Source organism: Streptomyces sp. NPDC029139, from assembly GCF_055564335.1.
The window spans coordinates 336,899-354,575 of record NZ_JBVHWN010000002.1 but is presented as its reverse complement, the minus strand read 5'-3'; the positions used below and the strand labels follow the sequence as shown (position 1 = coordinate 354,575).

The following is a 17,677-nucleotide window of genomic DNA, read 5'->3' as shown; positions in this document are numbered from 1 at the left end:
CCAGAAATGCCTTCTTCCGGGTCGGGAGACCCCCTAAGCCTGCGCGAAAGCCCCCCCCCCCCCCCCCCCCCCCCCCGGGGCCGGGGGGGGGGGGGGGGGGGGCCCGCCCCCCCCCCCCCACCCCCGGTCACGCGCGGTCGCGGGAGAGGCGGCGGAGCGGGCCCGTCGCGCGCAGCTTGAGGGCGTCGCCACGCCGCCGCCACGCCGTGGTCACCGTCGACCACCGTTCCGACGTGGCCCACACCACCCGGACGGCCGAGCGCGGTGCGAGCAGTGCCCGCAGGCGCTTCCCGCGGGACGAGACCGTCGCGAACCCCGACCTGACCAGGGTGACCTCCTCCGCGAGGCCCGCGGCCGGACGCGGCTGCGGGGCGTAGAGGACCTGTTCGACCGCCCGGGCCACCCGGTGCACCGCGTTGGCCGGCTCGCCCTCCAGGGACCCCAGGCGGACGATTCGGGCCGCCGTCTTCCGGGGCGTCCGGGACTCGTCCGGCGCGACGCCGTGGTCCCAGGCCGTGTCACCGATCTCCCGCCAGGCCGCCAGCGTCCTGGCCACGGCGTCCTCGGCGGTGCGGCCGGAGGAGCCGAGCCGCCGCGCCCGTACCCGCGTACGCCAGAGCAAGGGCGACAGCGGCACCAGCAGCACCACCGCCACGCCCAGACAGATCAGCAGCACCCTCAGCGGGTTCACCCCGCCGCCGTCGGACGACTCTCCGCCCGCCGCCGCGTCGGGTCCGCACTCGCCCAGGCGGCGCAGCTCCGGCGGGCAGCTCTCCGAGGCGCTCGGCACGGCGGACGGCATCGCCGAGGCGCTCGCCTCCGGCCGCGCCGACTCCGTCGGCGTCCCCGTGGGGGACTGCGGCCGGGTGTACTCCGGCGTGGAGCCCCGCGTCGGCGTCGGCTCGAACCGGACCCAGCCCGCGCCCTCGAAGTACAGCTCCGGCCAGGCGTGCGCGTCCCGGATGCCCACCGACATCGTGCCGTCGGACTGCGAGGTGCCCGGCATGAAGCCGACGGCCACCCGGGCCGGGATGCCCAGGGAGCGCGCCATCGCCGCCATCGAGAACGAGAAGTGGACGCAGAAGCCCTCCCTGCGCTCCAGGAAGCGGGAGATCGCCTGGACCCCCGTGCCCGACTCGACCTCGACGTCGTAGCGGAAACCGCCGTCCGTCGCGAACCAGTCCTGGAGCTTCACGGCCCGCTCGTAGTCGTTCCGCGCGCCCTTGGTGACCTGCAGCGCCGTCGACTTCACGTCGAGCGGCAGCGAGTCCGGGACCCGCGTGTACTCCGAGCGGAGCTTCGGCGGCGCCGGCGGGGCCGCCGCCAGCTGCGCCGCCGTCGGCCGTACGTCCAGGCTCGTCACCGTGTACCGGGCACCCCGGGTGTTCTGCTTGTCGTCGCCGACGATCATCCGCCCGGCCGGCTCGTACCGCCAGCGGCCCGCGATCTCGACCCGGGCCGCCGGATAGGGCATCGGCAGCCACTTCTGCTCGTACGTCGAGGAGGCGACGAAGTTGCCCGTCACCTCGGTCGTACGGACCTGCTCGCCGAGGCCGTCCGGCCGCGGCAGCCGATCCGGCACGTCCTCGATCGGCCGGACCGACGACTTCCACGAGGTGCCGTCGAACTGGTCGAGGGCCACGAGCCGCAGATACATGCCGCTGGTGTCGGTCGCGTTGGTCCGGTACCGGAGCACCTCACGGTCCTCGGGCTGCCGGAGGTTGTCCTGGAGCGAGACCAGCGGGTTCACGGCCGAGATCGTGCCGCCCCTGCCACCCTCGCCCGCCCCGTCGCCCGGGCCGCCGAACAGGCCGCCGGAGAGCGCGGGCAGCGCGGCCGGTACGACCAGCGCGATGCCCATGGCCACCACGCCGATCCGCCGGCCGGTCCGCACCGGGGCGAGCGCCTGGCCGCTGCCGGCCGCCGCCGCGCCGCCGGCACGCGGCGCGCCGCCGAAGACCCGCCCCCACTGCGAGAGCCGGTCACGGCTCTCCGCCAGGAGCAGCAGCAGATAGCCCGTGGCGGCGAGCAGGAACCACAGCCAGCTCGCGCCGCCGTCGGAGAGACCCGCGGCCACCGAGTACAGCGCGAGGAGCGGCAGACCGGCCGGGGCGGCGCTGCGGAAGGTCACCGCGATGGTGTCCACCAGCAGCCCGATCACGAGCACGCCCCCGACCAGCATCAGCTGGATGCCCTCGGTGTCGGGCGCCGGGATCGCGTACGTGCCCACGTCGTCGGTGCCCGCCCGGAACAGCGCGGCGAACCGCCCCAGCGCCTGCGGCCCGGGCAGGAAGCCGAGCAGCGCCTGCTCCCGGGCGAAGACCAGGGTCAGCGCCAGCAGGCTCGCGAGGGCCTGCGCCGCGACCGTCAGCGGCCGGGCCAGCGGAACGCGCCGGGTCAGCGCGCCGATCCCGCTCTGGACGGCCAGCAGGATCGCGGCCGTGAAGATCCAGGTCGCCGGCTTCACCAGCGGCAGGAGCGCGCCCGCCGCCAGCAGCGTGGCGCCGAAGGCGCCCAGGGTCAGTCGCCCGCGGCCGCTCATGACCAACCTCCGTACGTGTCACCCGCGGCCGTCTCCGCCCGCGCCCCGCCGGCCTGCTGCCACAGCTCGGACAACCGGTCGCCGGGCCGTACGGCCAGCGCCGTCCACCCGGCCTCCCGCAGCTGCCGCAGCCGCTCGTCGACCGCGCCGCTCACCGCGCCTCCGGTCAGCCAGGTGCCGGAGTCCAGCACGAAGGCGACGGCCGCGCCGCTGCGCTGCCGCATCCGCGCCGCCACCGCCGCCTGCTCCTCGTCGATGTCGCCGACGAACGCGATCAGAAGGCCCTCGTTCCCGCCGCGCAGCACGTCGTACGCGCGCGAGAGACCGGCCCCCTCGGAGTGGTCGACGACGGCGAGGGTGTCCATCATCAGCCCGGCCGCCTCGGCCGAGTCCTGAGCCGAACCGGCGAAGCCCTCGGTGCCCTCGCCGGGCACCGCGGTGCCGGTGTCGGTGAGGAGCCGTACCGCATACCCCCGCTCCAGCATGTGGACGAGGGCGGAGGCCGCGCCCGAGACGGCCCACTCGAAGGCCGAGTCGGGCCCGGCGCCGTGGAACGCGATCCGGCGGGTGTCGAGCAGGACCGTGCAGCGGGCGCGCTGCGGCTGCTCCTCACGGCGGACCATCAGCTCGCCGTAGCGCGCGGTGGAGCGCCAGTGGACCCGGCGCAGATCGTCGCCGTGGCGGTAGGCGCGGGGGATCACGTCGTCGTCACCGGCCAGCGCGAGCGAGCGCTGCCGGCCGTCGCCGTACCCCGCCGCCTCGCCGGACAGCTTCACCGCCGGCAGCGCCTCGGTCCGGGGAACCACGGTGAGCGTGTCGTACGCGCTGAAGGAACGGGTCAGCTCGCACATGCCGAAGGGGTCGTTGAGCCGCAGCTGGAGCGGGCCCAGCGGGAATCGGCCGCGCAGGTCCGAGCGGACCCGGTACGACACCTCGCGGCGGCCGCCCGCCTCGACCCGGTCCAGGACGAACCGCGGCCGCGGTCCGAGCATGTACGGGACGTGGTCCTGGAGCATCAGCAGCCCGGTGGGCATCCGGGAGACGTTGTCCATCCGCAGATGGACCCGTGCCTCGGAGCCGACCGGCACCCGTTGCGGGGAGAGCCGGCGGCTGGTGGCGACCCGGTACCGGGTGCGGTGGAGGACCCCGGCGCAGATCAGGGGCAGCACGGCGAGCAGCAGGCCGACGCGCAGCAGATCGCCCTGCCCGAGGACGTAGGCGCAGATCGAGGCGGCGAAACCGGCGGCGAGGAAGGAGCGGCCGCGCGTGGTGAGGCCGCTCAGGGCCGCGCGCGGCCCGCTCCGGTCCTCACCCGTGCGACCGCCCCGGTCCTCGCCCCGCTGCCCCTCCGGCGCGGCAGCGGTCGCCATCACAGCTGCCGAACGCCGGGCTGCTGCGGGCCGAAGTGCGGGCCGGCGGGCGGCGCCGCGACCGGGACGGGCGTACGCTGCAGGATGTCGAGGACGACCTGCTCGGCCGTGCGCCGGTTCAGCTGGGCCTGCGCCGTCGGCAGCAGCCGGTGGGCGAGGACCGGCACGGCCAGCGCCTGGAGGTCGTCCGGCAGGACGTACTCGCGGCCGCTGAGCGCGGCGGACGCCTTGGCGGCCCGCAGGAGATGGAGCGTGGCACGCGGCGAGGCGCCGAGCCGCAGATCCGGGTGGCTGCGGGTGGCGGCGACGATGTCGACGGCGTACCGGCGCACCGAGTCGGCGACGTGGATCCCGCGGACCGCGTCGACCAGCTTCACGATGTCGTGGGCGTGCGCGACGGGCTGCAGATCGTCGAGCGGGTTGACCGCCCCGTGGACGTCGAGCATCTGGAGCTCGGCCTCCGGGCTGGGGTACCCGATCGAGACGCGCGCCATGAAACGGTCGCGCTGCGCCTCGGGGAGCGGGTACGTGCCCTCCATCTCCACCGGGTTCTGCGTGGCCACGACCATGAACGGGCTCGGCAGCTCGTACGTCTGCCCGTCGACCGTGACCTGCCGCTCCTCCATCGACTCCAGGAGCGCCGACTGGGTCTTCGGCGAGGCGCGGTTGATCTCGTCGCCGATCACGATCTGGGCGAAGATCGCGCCCGGCTTGAACTCGAAGTCCCGCCGCTGCTGGTCGAAGATGGACACACCGGTGATGTCCGACGGCAGCAGGTCGGGCGTGAACTGGATGCGCCGCACCGAACAGTCGATGGATCGCGCCAGCGTCTTGGCCAGCATCGTCTTGCCGACGCCGGGGACATCCTCGATCAGAAGATGTCCCTCGGCGAGCAGCACGGTCAGCGAAAGCCGTACGACCTCAGGCTTGCCCTCGATCACACCCTCCACCGACCTGCGGACGCGCTCCGCTGTGGTGGTCAGATCTGTGAGGCTCGCTCGATCGTCATAGGTCGTCACCCGGCCCTCCTCGGCCCCTCCGAAACACACCGACACCTGCCCCCGGTGGTTCATCGGGGGGTGTCGTCCGAGCATTCTTGTTGCCCGTGCCGGGTTGTGTCACTTGCCTGTGGACAAGTGCGAGCGATATGCCGGGGTTTGCTGTGTTGCGCCCGGCGGATCAGGCAGGGTCGATCTCGCGCAGCAGACCCGTGGTCACGTCGAAGACGAAGCCGCGGACGTCATCGGTGTGCAGCAGGAACGGCGAGGTCCGCACGCGCTGCATCGACTGCCGGACGTCCTGCTCGACATCGCGGAACGCCTCGACCGCCCAGGCCGGCCGCTGGCCGACCTCCATCTCCAGCTCGTGCCGGAACTCCTCGGTGAGCGATTCCAGGCCGCAGCCCGTGTGGTGGATGAGCACCACGCTGCGGGTCTTCAGGGCGCGCTGGCTGATCGTGAGCGAGCGGATCACGTCGTCCGTGACCACGCCGCCCGCGTTGCGGATGGTGTGACAGTCACCGAGCTGCAGGCCGAGCGCGGCGTGCAGGTCGAGACGGGCGTCCATGCAGGCCACCACGGCGACGTTGAGGACCGGCTTCGCGTCCATGCCGGGGTCGGTGAAGCCGGCGGCGTATCGCGCGTTGGCCTCGACGAGGCGGTCGGTGACGGTCTCGCCGCCGCTTATCACGTCGGCGGCGGCGGAGGAGGTGTTCGCTGAGGTCGACATGTCTATGACGTTAATGGTCACCGGGCATCACGGCCCGCTGTGAGAGCGGACAAAGAACGTCAATGAGCCTTGTTGTGAGGTAACCCACAGGCATGAGGAGAGCAGGCCCGAACGGGTGAGCTGTCGGAAATGCCGGACTCCCGACGACGGCCCGCGCGACGCGCCAGCCGGTTGATTGACCGCCGGGTCCCGTGGACTAAAGTGACGCGAAGTTCACGGAGACATTGAGCGATATCCGCAGTTTCTCCCCCGCGTGTGCGGCGGATGCGTAGCGGCCGCGCCGAATCTGAAGCCGAATTCTGAGAGGGCGCATTGAGCAACGACCGACACGTCCCGGTGATGCTCCAGCGGTGCCTGGACATGTTGGCCCCGGCCCTGGAACGCCCCGGCGCGGTGGTCGTCGACTGCACCCTCGGCCTCGGCGGCCACAGCGAGGCGCTGCTGCGCCGCTTCCCCGAGGCGCGACTCGTCGCCCTCGACCGGGACAAGGAGGCGCTGCGCCTCTCCGGCGAGCGGCTGGCCCCCTACGGCGAGCGCGCCATTCTCGTCCACGCGGTCTACGACGAACTGCCCGAGGTCCTCGACCGGCTCGGCATCCCGCGCGTCGACGGCATCCTCTTCGACCTGGGCGTCTCCTCCATGCAGCTCGACGAGGCCGACCGCGGCTTCGCGTACGCGCAGGACGCCCCGCTCGACATGCGCATGGACCAGACGACCGGCGTCAGCGCGGCGGAGGTCCTCAACACCTACCCGCCCGGTGAGCTGGTCCGCATCCTGCGGGCGTACGGGGAGGAGAAGCAGGCCAAGCGGATCGTCTCCGCCGTCGTGCGCGAGCGCGAGAAGGAGCCGTTCACCAACAGCGCCCGCCTGGTCGAGCTCATCCGCGACTCCCTGCCCCAGGCGGCCAAGCGCACCGGCGGCAACCCCGCCAAGCGCACCTTCCAGGCCCTGCGCATCGAGGTCAACGGCGAGCTGGCCGTCCTGGAGCGGGCGATCCCGGCGGCGGTGAAGGCGCTCGCGCTGGGCGGCCGGATCGCGGTCCTCTCGTACCACTCCCTGGAGGACCGGCTCGTCAAGCAGGTCTTCGCGGCGGGCGCGGCGAACACGGCCCCGCCCGGCCTGCCGGTCGTCCCCGAGCAGTACCAGCCCCGTCTCAAGCTGCTCACCCGCGGAGCCGAGCTGCCCACGGAGGAGGAGATCGCCGAGAACCGCCGTGCGGCACCGGCCCGGCTCCGGGGGGCGCAGCGCATCCGGGAGGACGAGAGGTGACGACGAAGGGGCCACTCAAAGGGCGGGCGGCGCGGCTCGGACGGCTCATGCCGTCGGGGCCCAGTACCGCCGCGCGCACCCCCTTCGTCCTGCTCGTCGTGGTCCTGCTCGGCGGCGGGCTGATCACCCTCCTGCTGCTGAACTCCGCCCTCAACCAGGGCTCCTTCAAGCTGCGGGACCTCAAGAACCGGACCACGGAGCTCACCGACGAGGAGCAGGCCCTCCAACGGGACGTGGACGACCGGTCGGCGCCCGACGCGCTGGAGCGGCGGGCCCGGGAACTCGGCATGGTCCCGGGCGGCAGCCCCGCCTTCCTCGACCCGGACGGCACGGTCCGCGGTGAGCCCTCCGCGGCGCCCGCACCGAAGCCCAGCCCGACGCCGACCGCGACCTCGACCCCGCCCCCGGTCACCCCGCCGGTCGTGCCCCAGGCCGCGACGGGCGCGTCGCCCGCGCCCACCGCCCCGGCCGGGACCGGGGCCGTCCCCCCGGCCGAGGCCGACGCGCAGGCCGTATCCCCGACCGAGCCCGGGGCCGACGCCGAAGCCGGGACCGGGACCGAGCCCGAGGCCCTCTCCTCCCCGCAGCCGCCCGCGCACGAGCCCCCCGCCCCGACAGCCGCGACGACGACCCCGCCCGCCCCGACGAACTCCGGCAGGTGACCGCAGTGCCCCCCAAGGAGCCCCCGCGTCGCCGGGTGCCAGGCCCCGCCCGCCCCGCGCGCCCCCGGTCCGCCGACGGCAGGCAGACCCGGCCCGCGCAGCGCCCGGCCGCCCGCCCCGCCGCCGCCCGCAGGCCCGCGCCGCGGCCACCGGCGAAGCCGCGCACCATCCGGCTCGGCAGCCCCAAGCCCCGGCTGCGGCTGGTCTCCCTCGGGCTGACCCTCGTGATGGTGGCCTTCGTCGTCCGGCTGCTCCAGGTGCAGGCCGTCGACGCCAGCGCCCTGGCCGCCAAGGCGGAGGCCCACCGCTACCAGGAGTACACGCTCTCCGCCGACCGGGGCGAGATCACCGACCGCTCGGGGATCGCGCTGGCCGCCAGCGTCGACGCGTACGACATCACCGCCGACCCGAAGCTCTTCACCCCCGCGGAGAGCAAGATCCAGGACGCCCCGGAACAGGCCGCCGCCCTCCTCGCGCCGCTCCTGGGCAAGGACCCCGCCGAGCTCGCCAAGAAGCTCCGCACCCCCAAGTCCCGCTACACGCTGCTGGCCCGCAAGCAGACCCCCCAGGTCTGGAACCAGATCAAGGACCTCAAGAAGGTCTACGACAAGAAGGCCAAGCGCTCCGCGGGCGGCAACGGCATCAACCTCCTGGGCGGCATCCTCAGCGAGCCCAGCACCAAGCGCGTGTATCCCAACGGCGAACTGGCCGCCGGGATACTGGGTTACGTCAACGCCGAGGGCCGGGGCGCCGGCGGCCTGGAGTCGATGCTCGACAAGGAACTCGCGGGCAAGGACGGCAAGATCAGGTTCGCCCAGTCCGGAGGCCGCCAGGTGCCGACCGCCGGGTCCCAGGGCACCCCCGCCGTGCCCGGCTCGGACATCGAGCTGACCATCGACCGCGACATCCAGTGGGCCGCCCAGCGGGCCATCTCCGAGCAGGTGCGCAAGTCCAAGGCCGACCGCGGCTACGTCATAGTGCAGAACACGCGGACCGGCGAGGTGCTGGCCATGGCCAACGCCCCCGGCTTCGACCCGAACGACCTGTCCGCGGCCAACTCCGCCGCGATGGGCAACGCGGCCCTCCAGGACGCCTACGAGCCGGGCTCCACCAGCAAGGTCATGTCCATGGCCGCGGTCCTGGAGGAGGGCGTGGCGACGCCCGGCACCCATGTCACGGTGCCCAACCGGCTGCACCGCGGCGACCGGCTCTTCAAGGACGACGTCGACCACAAGACCTGGTACCTGACCCTGAACGGCGTCCTCGCCAAGTCCAGCAACATCGGGACCATCCTGGCCACCGGTCAGCTCGGCAGGACCCAGGCGGAGTCCAACCAGGTCCTCTACTCCTATCTGCGCAAGTTCGGCATCGGCAGCCCCACCGGCCTCGGCTACCCGGGCGAGACCTCGGGCATCCTCGCCAAACCGCAGAACTGGTCGACCTCGCAGCAGTACACGATCCCCTTCGGCCAGGGCCTCTCCATCAACGCCATGCAGGCCGCCTCGGTCTACTCGACGATCGCCAACGGAGGCGTACGGATCGAACCCACGCTCGTCCGCGGCACCAAGGGCCCCGACGGCCGGTTCACCCCGGCCCCCGCCCCGAAGCAGACCCGGGTGGTCAGCGACAAGACCGCCAAGACCCTCGCGCAGATGCTGGAGTCCGTGGTCGGTGACGAGGAGGGCACCGGCACCCGGGCCCGTATCCCCGGCTACCGGGTCGCGGGCAAGACCGGCACCGCCAACCGCGTCGACCCCGAACTCGGCCGCTACAAGGGCTACACGGCCTCGTTCGCCGGCTTCGCGCCCGCCGACGACCCGCAGATCACCGTCTACTGCGCCATCCAGAACCCCACCAAGGGCGACTACTTCGGCGGCCAGATCTGCGGACCCATCTACAAGAAGGTCATGGAGTTCGCCCTCAAGACGCTCCATGTCGCACCGACGGGCAGCGAGCCCGCCCGGCTGCCGGTGGCCTTCAAGGACAGCGAGTGACACCTCGGGAGCACCAGTGACCACGATCACCCCCGGTTCCGGGAACCGGAAATCGAACTCCGGCGAGGCCCGGGCCTCTTTTGGCCCCCCGGCGGGTGGGCCCGGTACGCTCACCGCCGTGCCACACGCTGATCAGTACCGAACGACCCCGCCCCGCCCGGAGCTGGCCCGCCCGACACCCCTGGGTGACCTGGCCGCCCGGCTGGGCGTCGAGTCGTCCGCCGCCGCGGACACCGACGTCTCGGGCATCACCCACGACTCGCGGGCGGTACGCCCCGGGGACATCTACGCCGCCCTGCCCGGCGCCCGGATGCACGGTGCCGACTTCGCGGACCAGGCCGCCGGACTCGGCGCCGCCGCGATCCTCACCGACCCGTCCGGCGCCGACCGCGCCGCCGCGACCGGCCTGCCGGTCCTGGTCGTCGAGGACCCGCGCGGCCGCATGGGCGAGCTCGCCGCCGAGATCTACGGACGGCCGGGCACCGACCTGCTCCAGATCGGCATCACCGGCACCTCGGGCAAGACCACCACGGCGTACCTCGTCGAGGGCGGACTGCGCGCCGCGGGACGCAGGACCGGCCTCATCGGCACGGTCGAGATGCGGATCGGCGACGAGCGCATCAAGTCCGAGCGCACGACCCCGGAAGCCACCGACCTCCAGGCGCTGTTCGCGGTCATGCGCGAGCGCGGGGTCGACGCCGTCGCCATGGAGGTCTCCAGCCACGCCCTCGTGCTCGGCCGGGTCGACGGCTGCGTCTTCGACGTCGCCGTCTTCAACAACCTGAGCCCGGAGCACATGGAGTTCCACTCCGACATGGAGGACTACTTCAGGGCCAAGGCGCAGTTGTTCACGCCCGAGCGCAGCAAGCGGGGTGTGGTGAACCTCGACGACGCGTACGGCCGCAGGCTCGCCGGGGAGACGGCCGTCCCGGTCGTCACCTTCTCCGCCGAGGGCCACCCGGACGCCGACTGGCGCGCCGAGAACGTGGAAATCGGCTCCCACGACTCCACGTTCACGGTCGTCGGCCCGGGCGGCGAGCGGGTCTCCGCCACCGCCCCGCTGCCCGGCCCGTTCAACGTCGCCAACACCCTCGCCGCGATCGTCACCCTCGCCGTCGCCGGGCTCGACCCGCAGACCGCCGCCGACGGCGTCGCCGCCGTCCCCGGCGTCCCCGGCCGGCTGGAGCGCGTCGACGCGGGCCAGCCGTACCTCGCGGTCGTCGACTACGCCCACAAGACGGACGCCGTCGAATCGGTCCTGCGCTCGCTGCGCAAGGTCACCGAGGGCAAGGTGCACATCGTCCTCGGCTGCGGCGGCGACCGCGACATCACCAAGCGCGGCCCGATGGGCGCCGCCGCGGCGCGGCTCGCCGACACCGCCGTACTGACCTCCGACAACCCCCGCTCCGAGGACCCCCTCGCGATCCTCGCCGCCATGCTCGCGGGCGCCGCCGAGGTGCCCTCCCACGAGCGCGGCGACGTCCTGGTCGACGCCGACCGGGCCGCCGCCATCGCCGCGGTCGTGGCCCGCGCCCAGGCGGGCGACACCGTGCTCGTCGCCGGCAAGGGCCATGAGCAGGGCCAGGACATCGCCGGAGTGGTCCGCCCCTTCGACGACCGCCAGGTCCTGCGCGAAGCGATTGAACGCAGCCTCAAGAACAGTCAGGGATAAGTTGTGATCGCCCTCTCCCTCGCCGAGATCGCCGAAATCGTCGGCGGGCAGTCGTACGACATACCGGATCCGGCCGTCGTCGTCACCGGTCCCGTCGTCATCGACTCCCGTGAGGTGAAGCCCGGCAGCCTGTTCGCCGCCTTCACCGGCGAACAGGTCGACGGCCACGACTACGCGGCCCGCGCCGTGGAGGCGGGCGCGGTGGCCGTGCTGGCCGCCCGCCCCGTCGGCGTGCCCGCCATCGTCGTGGACGACGTCCAGACGGCGCTCGGCGCCCTCGCCCGCAGCGTCGTCGAGCGCCTCGGCACCGATGTCGTCGCGCTCACCGGCTCGGCCGGCAAGACCTCCACCAAGGACCTGATCGCCCAGGTCCTGCAGCGCCACGGGCCGACCGTGTGGACGCCCGGCTCGCTCAACAACGAGATCGGGCTGCCGCTGACGGCGCTGCGCGCGGGCGACGAGACCCAGCACCTGGTCCTGGAGATGGGCGCCCGCGGCATCGGCCACATCCGGTACCTCACCGGACTGACCCCGCCGCGCATCGGCCTCGTCCTGAACGTGGGCAGCGCCCACATCGGCGAGTTCGGCGGCCGCGAGCAGATCGCCCAGGCCAAGGGCGAACTCGTCGAGGCGCTGCCCCCCGCCGACAAGGGCGGCGTGGCGGTCCTCAACGCCGACGACCCGCTCGTGCGGGCCATGGCCTCCCGCACCCAGGCACGCGTGATCTTCTTCGGAGAGGCCGACGAAGCCGACGTACGTGCCGAGAATGTCCGGCTCACAGAGAACGGACAGCCCTCTTTCAGTCTTCACACACCCACCGGGTGCAGTGACGTGACCTTGCGCCTGTACGGTGAGCACCACGTGTCGAACGCGCTCGCCGCGGCCGCCGTTGCCCATGAGCTGGGCATGGCCGCCGAGGAGATCGCCACCGCGCTCTCCGAGGCAGGCACCCTGTCGCGCTGGCGCATGGAGGTCACCGAGCGTCCGGACGGCGTGACGATCGTCAACGACGCCTACAACGCGAACCCCGAGTCCATGCGAGCCGCGCTGCGCGCGCTCGCGGCGATGGGCCGGGCCGCACAGGCCCAGGGGGGCCGCACGTGGGCGGTGCTCGGCAAGATGGCCGAGCTCGGTGACGAGGCGCTCGCCGAGCACGACGCGGTCGGGCGGCTCGCCGTCCGACTCAACGTCAGCAAGCTCGTGGCGGTCGGGGACAGGGAAGCGTCCTGGTTGCAACTGGGCGCATATAACGAGGGTTCGTGGGGTGAGGAGTCGGTGCACGTGTCCGACGCGCAGGCGGCTGTCGACCTGTTGCGCAGTGAGCTGCGCCCGGGGGACGTCGTCCTTGTGAAGGCTTCCAGGTCGGTCGGTCTGGAGCAGGTCGCCCTGGCACTGCTCGACTCCGGGAGCGAGGTCGCCGACCGATGAGGCAGATCCTCTTCGCGGGGGCCATCGGGCTCTTCCTGACCCTGATCGGCACCCCGCTGCTCATCAAGCTCCTGGCCCGCAAGGGGTACGGACAGTTCATCAGGGACGACGGCCCGCGCGGCCACGCCGGCAAGAAGGGCACGCCCACCATGGGCGGTATCTCCTTCATCCTGGCCACGCTCATCGCGTACGCGCTCGCCAAGGTCATCACCGGTGAGGACCCGACGTACTCCGGCGTGCTGGTCCTCTTCCTGATGGCCGGCATGGGCCTGGTCGGCTTCCTCGACGACTACATCAAGATCGTCAAGCAGCGTTCGCTGGGTCTGCGGGCCAAGGCGAAGATGGCCGGCCAGCTGATCGTCGGCATCGCCTTCGCCGTGCTCTCCCTGCAGTTCGCCGATCTGCGCGGCCTCACCCCGGCCTCCACGAAGCTCTCCTTCATCACCGACTTCGGCTGGGCCATCGGCCCGGTGCTGTTCGTGGTCTGGGCGCTCTTCATGATCCTGGCCATGTCCAACGGCGTGAACCTGACGGACGGTCTGGACGGCCTCGCCACCGGCGCCTCGGTGATGGTCTTCGGCGCGTACACCTTCATCGGCCTGTGGCAGTTCCAGGAGTCCTGCGCCAACGCGGTGACCCTGACGAACCCCAACGCCTGCTTCGAGGTCCGCGACCCGCTCGACCTCGCGGTCGTCGCCTCCGCCCTCATGGGCGCCTGCTTCGGCTTCCTGTGGTGGAACACCTCGCCCGCCAAGATCTTCATGGGCGACACCGGCTCCCTGGCGCTCGGCGGCGCCCTCGCCGGTCTCGCCATCTGCTCCCGTACGGAGCTGCTGCTCGCCCTCCTCGGCGGCCTGTTCGTGCTGATCACGATGTCCGTGGTCATCCAGGTCGGTTCGTTCAAGATGACGGGCAAGCGCGTCTTCCGGATGGCCCCGCTCCAGCACCACTTCGAGCTCAAGGGGTGGTCCGAGGTCCTGGTGGTGGTCCGGTTCTGGATCATCCAGGGCATGTGCGTGATCGTCGGCCTCGGACTCTTCTACGCGGGATGGGCATCCGAAAAGTGAGCTGGAACGGCAAGAGGGTCACCGTCGCGGGACTCGGGGTTTCCGGGATCCCGGCCGCCCGCGTGCTGCACGGCCTCGGCGCGGTCGTGACCGTCGTCAACGACGGCGACGACGAGCGCTCCCGGGCGCAGGCCGCCGAGCTGGAGGAGCGGGGGATCACCGTCCGCCTCGGCGACGGCGACACCCTGCCCGAGGGCACCGAGCTGGTCGTCACCACCCCCGGCTGGCGGCCCGACAAGCCACTGTTCACGGCCGCCGCCGAGGCGGGCGTGGAGGTCTGGGGCGACGTCGAGCTCGCCTGGCGGCTCCGTTCCCCCGACGCGGCCCCCTGGCTCGCCGTCACCGGTACCAACGGCAAGACCACGACCGTGCGGATGCTCGCCTCGATCCTGGAGGCCGCCGGGCTGCGGACCGCGGCCGTCGGGAACATCGGCGTCTCGCTCCTCGACGCCGTCCTCGGCGAGGAGACGTACGACGTGCTCGCCGTCGAACTCTCCAGCTACCAGCTGCACTGGGCGCCCAGTCTGCGCGCCCACTCGGCCGTCGTGCTCAACCTGGCACCCGACCACCTCGACTGGCACGGCTCCATGGAGGCGTACGCCGCCGACAAGGGCCGTGTCTACGAGGGCAACACCGTCGCCTGCGTCTACAACGTCGCCGACAAAGCCACCGAGGACCTGGTCCGCGAGGCCGACGTCGAAGAGGGCTGCCGCGCCATCGGCTTCACCCTGGGCACCCCCGGGCCGTCCCAGCTCGGCGTCGTCGAGGGCATCCTCGTCGACCGGGCCTTCGTCGAGAACCGCCAGAAGCAGGCCCAGGAGCTGGCCGAGGTCGCGGACGTGAAGCCGCCGGCCCCGCACAACATCGCCAACGCGCTCGCGGCGGCGGCCCTGGCCCGCGCCTTCGGCGTCGAGCCGAAGGCCGTACGGGACGGCCTGCGGGCCTTCCGGCCCGACCCGCACCGCATCGAGCTGGTCGAGGAGGTCGAGGGCGTCGTGTACGTCGACGACTCCAAGGCCACCAACACCCATGCCGCGGAAGCCTCGTTGGCCGCCTACGACCCGATCGTCTGGATCGCCGGCGGCCTCGCCAAGGGGGCCACCTTCGACGAGATCGTCGCCAAGTCGGCGAAGCGGCTGCGGGGGGTCGTCCTGATGGGCGCCGACCGCGCCCTGATCCGCGAAGCCCTGACGCGACACGCCCCCGAGGTACCGGTGGTGGACCTCGACCGGACCGACACTGGGGCGATGTCCGCGGCGGTCCAGGAGGCGGCCCGGCTGGCCCGGCCCGGCGACACGGTTCTGCTGGCCCCGGCCTGTGCCTCGATGGACATGTTCGCCAATTACAACAAGCGGGGCGAGGCGTTCGCGGACGCGGTCCGCGCCCTTGCCGCCACCGGGCGCGTCTGACCTGACCAGCGAGAAGGTCCGGCAGCGCCGGGCACGACCGGAGGGGACGACAGCGATGCCGAGCAGAACCGCCGGGCCTCGCCGGCCCTCCGCCGTACGCGGCGGAGGACGTGCCCCCACGCCGCCGCGGCCGACCCGCGGCGGCGGCCTGCGGCGGATGTACGAGCAGTCGCGCCGCGCCTGGGACCGCCCCCTGACCGCGTACTACGTGATCCTCGGCGCCGCGCTGCTCATCACCGCCCTCGGCCTGGTGATGGTCTACTCCGCCTCGATGATCACGGCGCTGCGGTACGACCTCGTGCCCTCGTACTTCTTCCGCAAGCAGTTCTTCGCCGCGATCCTCGGCGCGGCGCTGCTCCTGGTCGCCTCCCGGATGCCGGTCACCCTGCACCGGGCGCTCGCGTACCCGATCCTGGTCGGCGCCGTGTTCCTGATGGTGCTCGTCCAGATCCCGGGGATAGGGCGTGCGGTCGGCGGCAACCAGAACTGGATCTCGCTGGGCGGCCCGTTCATGCTGCAGCCCAGCGAGTTCGGCAAGCTGGCACTCATCCTGTGGGGCGCCGATCTGCTCGCCCGCAAGCAGGACATGAAGCTCCTCGCCCAGTGGAAGCACATGCTGGTGCCGCTGGTCCCCGGAGCGTTCCTGCTGCTCGGGCTGATCATGCTCGGCGGGGACATGGGCACGGCGATCGTCCTCACCGCGATCCTCTTCGGACTGCTGTGGACCGCCGGCGCGCCCACCCGGCTCTTCGTCGGGGTGCTCACGGTGGCCGGCGCGATCGGCTTCCTGCTGATCAGGACCAGCGCCAACCGGATGAAGCGGTTCGCCTGCATCGGAGCCACCGACCCCGGGGGAGAGGGCGCGCCCTGCCTCCAGGCCGCGCACGGGATCTATGCTCTGGCCTCCGGCGGATGGTTCGGTTCCGGTCTGGGTGCCAGTGTGGAAAAATGGGGCCAACTACCCGAAGCGCACACCGACTTCATCTTCGCCGTCACCGGGGAGGAACTGGGTCTGGCGGGGACGCTGTCGGTACTCGCCCTGTTCGCGGCTCTAGGCTATGCGGGTATCCGCGTGGCCGGACGCACGGAGGACCCCTTCGTGAGGTACGCCGCGGGAGGCGTGACCACCTGGATCACGGCGCAGGCCGTGATCAACATCGGTGCGGTGCTCGGTCTGCTGCCGATCGCCGGAGTCCCGCTCCCGCTGTTCTCCTACGGAGGGTCGGCCCTGCTGCCGACCATGTTCGCCGTCGGGCTCCTCATCGCCTTCGCGCGACAGGAACCCGCCGCGAAAGCGGCCCTGGCCATGCGGCGTCCCGGCTGGGGTAGGCGGGCCGGGATGAGATGGAAGTCGATGCGACGGCGCGTCAAGAAGCGTCCGTCCGGAGAGCGGTGAATTTCGGTGCATGTCGTACTCGCCGGTGGGGGGACCGCCGGCCACATCGAGCCCGCGCTCGCCCTCGCGGACGCCCTGCGCAGGCAGGACCCGAGCGTGGGAATCACGGCGCTCGGCACGGAGAAGGGCCTGGAGACCCGGCTCGTGCCCGAGCGGGGCTACGAGCTGGCTCTGATCCCCGCCGTGCCCCTGCCACGCAAGCCCACCCCTGAGCTGATCACCGTCCCCGGACGGCTGCGCGGCACCATCAAGGCGGCCGAGCAGATCCTGGAGCGCACCAAGGCGGACTGCGTGGTCGGCTTCGGCGGCTACGTGGCCCTGCCCGGCTACCTGGCCGCCAAGCGGCTCGGTGTGCCGATCGTGGTCCACGAGGCCAACGCCCGGCCCGGCCTGGCCAACAAGATCGGCTCGCGGTACGCGGCCGGCGTCGCGGTCGCCACCCCGGACTCCAAGCTCCGCAACGCCCGTTACATCGGCATCCCGCTGCGGCACACCATCGCCACCCTCGACCGGGCCCGGGTCCGGCCCGAGGCGCGCGCCGCCTTCGGTCTCGACCCGAACCTGCCGACGCTGCTGGTCTCCGGCGGATCGCAGGGCGCACGCCGGCTCAACGAGGTCATCCAGCAGATCGCACCGGTGCTCCAGCGCTCCGGCATCCAGATCCTGCACGCGGTCGGCCCGAAGAACGAGATGCCGCGTGTCGACAACATGCCCGGGATGCCGCCGTACGTCCCGGTACCGTACGTGGACCGGATGGATCTCGCGTACGCCGCCGCCGACATGATGCTCTGCCGCGCGGGCGCGATGACCGTCGCCGAACTGTCCGCCGTCGGGCTGCCCGCCGCCTATGTCCCGCTGCCGATCGGCAACGGCGAGCAGCGGCTCAACGCCCAGCCGGTGGTCAAGGCCGGCGGTGGTCTGCTCGTCGACGACGCGGAGCTGTCGCCGCAGTGGGTGCAGGGCAACGTCCTGCCCGTGCTCGCCGACCCGCACCGGCTGTACGAGATGTCCCGCGCCGCGGCCGAGTTCGGCCGCAGGGACGCCGACGACCTGCTCGTCGGCATGGTGTACGAGGCGATCGCCGGGCGCTGACGGGCACGCGGCGGCGGCTTGGCGAGCCGAGCCCTCAAGAGAAGCGGA

13 protein-coding genes are annotated in these 17,677 nt (G+C 72.5%); 9 read left to right on the top strand and 4 right to left on the bottom strand.

Annotation, left to right across the window (positions count from 1 at the left end):
- Positions 1–127: 127 nt before the first annotated feature.
- The 4 genes from ACZ4VW_RS05710 to ACZ4VW_RS05695 form a co-directional block, all read right to left on the bottom strand.
- Positions 128–2,542 carry a transglutaminase TgpA family protein gene (locus tag ACZ4VW_RS05710; protein ID WP_467958762.1) on the bottom strand — a complete coding sequence of 805 codons (2,415 nt, stop codon included), beginning with the start codon at positions 2,540–2,542 and terminating at the stop codon, positions 128–130.
- Positions 2,539–3,912, bottom strand: a complete 1,374-nt coding sequence (locus ACZ4VW_RS05705) for a DUF58 domain-containing protein (protein WP_467958760.1) — start codon at positions 3,910–3,912, stop codon at positions 2,539–2,541. Before ACZ4VW_RS05705 ends, ACZ4VW_RS05710 begins: the two co-directional genes overlap by 4 nt.
- Positions 3,912–4,931: an AAA family ATPase gene (locus ACZ4VW_RS05700; RefSeq protein ID WP_467958758.1), complete on the bottom strand. Its 1,020-nt coding sequence runs from the start codon at positions 4,929–4,931 to the stop codon at positions 3,912–3,914. Before ACZ4VW_RS05700 ends, ACZ4VW_RS05705 begins: the two co-directional genes overlap by 1 nt.
- A gap of 160 nt (positions 4,932–5,091) precedes the next feature.
- Positions 5,092–5,640 carry a beta-class carbonic anhydrase gene (locus tag ACZ4VW_RS05695; RefSeq protein WP_467958756.1) on the bottom strand — a complete coding sequence of 183 codons (549 nt, stop codon included), beginning with the start codon at positions 5,638–5,640 and terminating at the stop codon, positions 5,092–5,094.
- Between the two features lie 312 nt (positions 5,641–5,952).
- On the opposite strand from ACZ4VW_RS05695, the gene rsmH reads away from it, so the two are divergent.
- Genes rsmH through murG form a run of 9 tightly spaced genes read left to right on the top strand, consistent with a single transcriptional unit; the run spans position 5,953 to position 17,629 of the window.
- Complete coding sequence (rsmH, locus tag ACZ4VW_RS05690; RefSeq protein ID WP_467958754.1) at positions 5,953–6,909, top strand: 16S rRNA (cytosine(1402)-N(4))-methyltransferase RsmH; 957 nt, start codon at positions 5,953–5,955, stop codon at positions 6,907–6,909.
- Positions 6,906–7,571, top strand: coding sequence for a cell division protein FtsL (gene ftsL / locus ACZ4VW_RS05685; RefSeq protein ID WP_467958752.1), 666 nt, complete (start codon positions 6,906–6,908; stop codon positions 7,569–7,571). Before rsmH ends, ftsL begins: the two co-directional genes overlap by 4 nt.
- 5 nt (positions 7,572–7,576) lie before the next feature.
- Positions 7,577–9,565, top strand: a complete 1,989-nt coding sequence (locus ACZ4VW_RS05680; RefSeq protein ID WP_467959575.1) for a peptidoglycan D,D-transpeptidase FtsI family protein — start codon at positions 7,577–7,579, stop codon at positions 9,563–9,565.
- 16 nt (positions 9,566–9,581) lie between these two features.
- Positions 9,582–11,237, top strand: coding sequence for a UDP-N-acetylmuramoyl-L-alanyl-D-glutamate--2,6-diaminopimelate ligase (locus ACZ4VW_RS05675; protein ID WP_467958750.1), 1,656 nt, complete (start codon positions 9,582–9,584; stop codon positions 11,235–11,237).
- Between the two features lie 3 nt (positions 11,238–11,240).
- Positions 11,241–12,665, top strand: coding sequence for a UDP-N-acetylmuramoyl-tripeptide--D-alanyl-D-alanine ligase (locus ACZ4VW_RS05670; RefSeq protein WP_467958748.1), 1,425 nt, complete (start codon positions 11,241–11,243; stop codon positions 12,663–12,665).
- Positions 12,662–13,732, top strand: a complete 1,071-nt coding sequence (gene mraY, locus ACZ4VW_RS05665) for a phospho-N-acetylmuramoyl-pentapeptide-transferase (protein WP_189802264.1) — start codon at positions 12,662–12,664, stop codon at positions 13,730–13,732. The genes ACZ4VW_RS05670 and mraY overlap by 4 nt, the downstream gene beginning before the upstream one ends.
- Positions 13,714–15,141 (top strand): UDP-N-acetylmuramoyl-L-alanine--D-glutamate ligase, encoded by a 1,428-nt coding sequence (murD, locus tag ACZ4VW_RS05660; protein ID WP_467958746.1) that lies wholly within the window; start codon positions 13,714–13,716, stop codon positions 15,139–15,141. The genes mraY and murD overlap by 19 nt, the downstream gene beginning before the upstream one ends.
- Positions 15,142–15,196: 55 nt before the next feature.
- Positions 15,197–16,537 carry a putative lipid II flippase FtsW gene (ftsW, locus tag ACZ4VW_RS05655; RefSeq protein ID WP_467958744.1) on the top strand — a complete coding sequence of 447 codons (1,341 nt, stop codon included), beginning with the start codon at positions 15,197–15,199 and terminating at the stop codon, positions 16,535–16,537.
- Positions 16,538–16,543: 6 nt separating this feature from the next.
- Complete coding sequence (gene murG / locus ACZ4VW_RS05650; protein ID WP_260228790.1) at positions 16,544–17,629, top strand: undecaprenyldiphospho-muramoylpentapeptide beta-N-acetylglucosaminyltransferase; 1,086 nt, start codon at positions 16,544–16,546, stop codon at positions 17,627–17,629.
- Positions 17,630–17,677 lie beyond the last annotated feature (48 nt).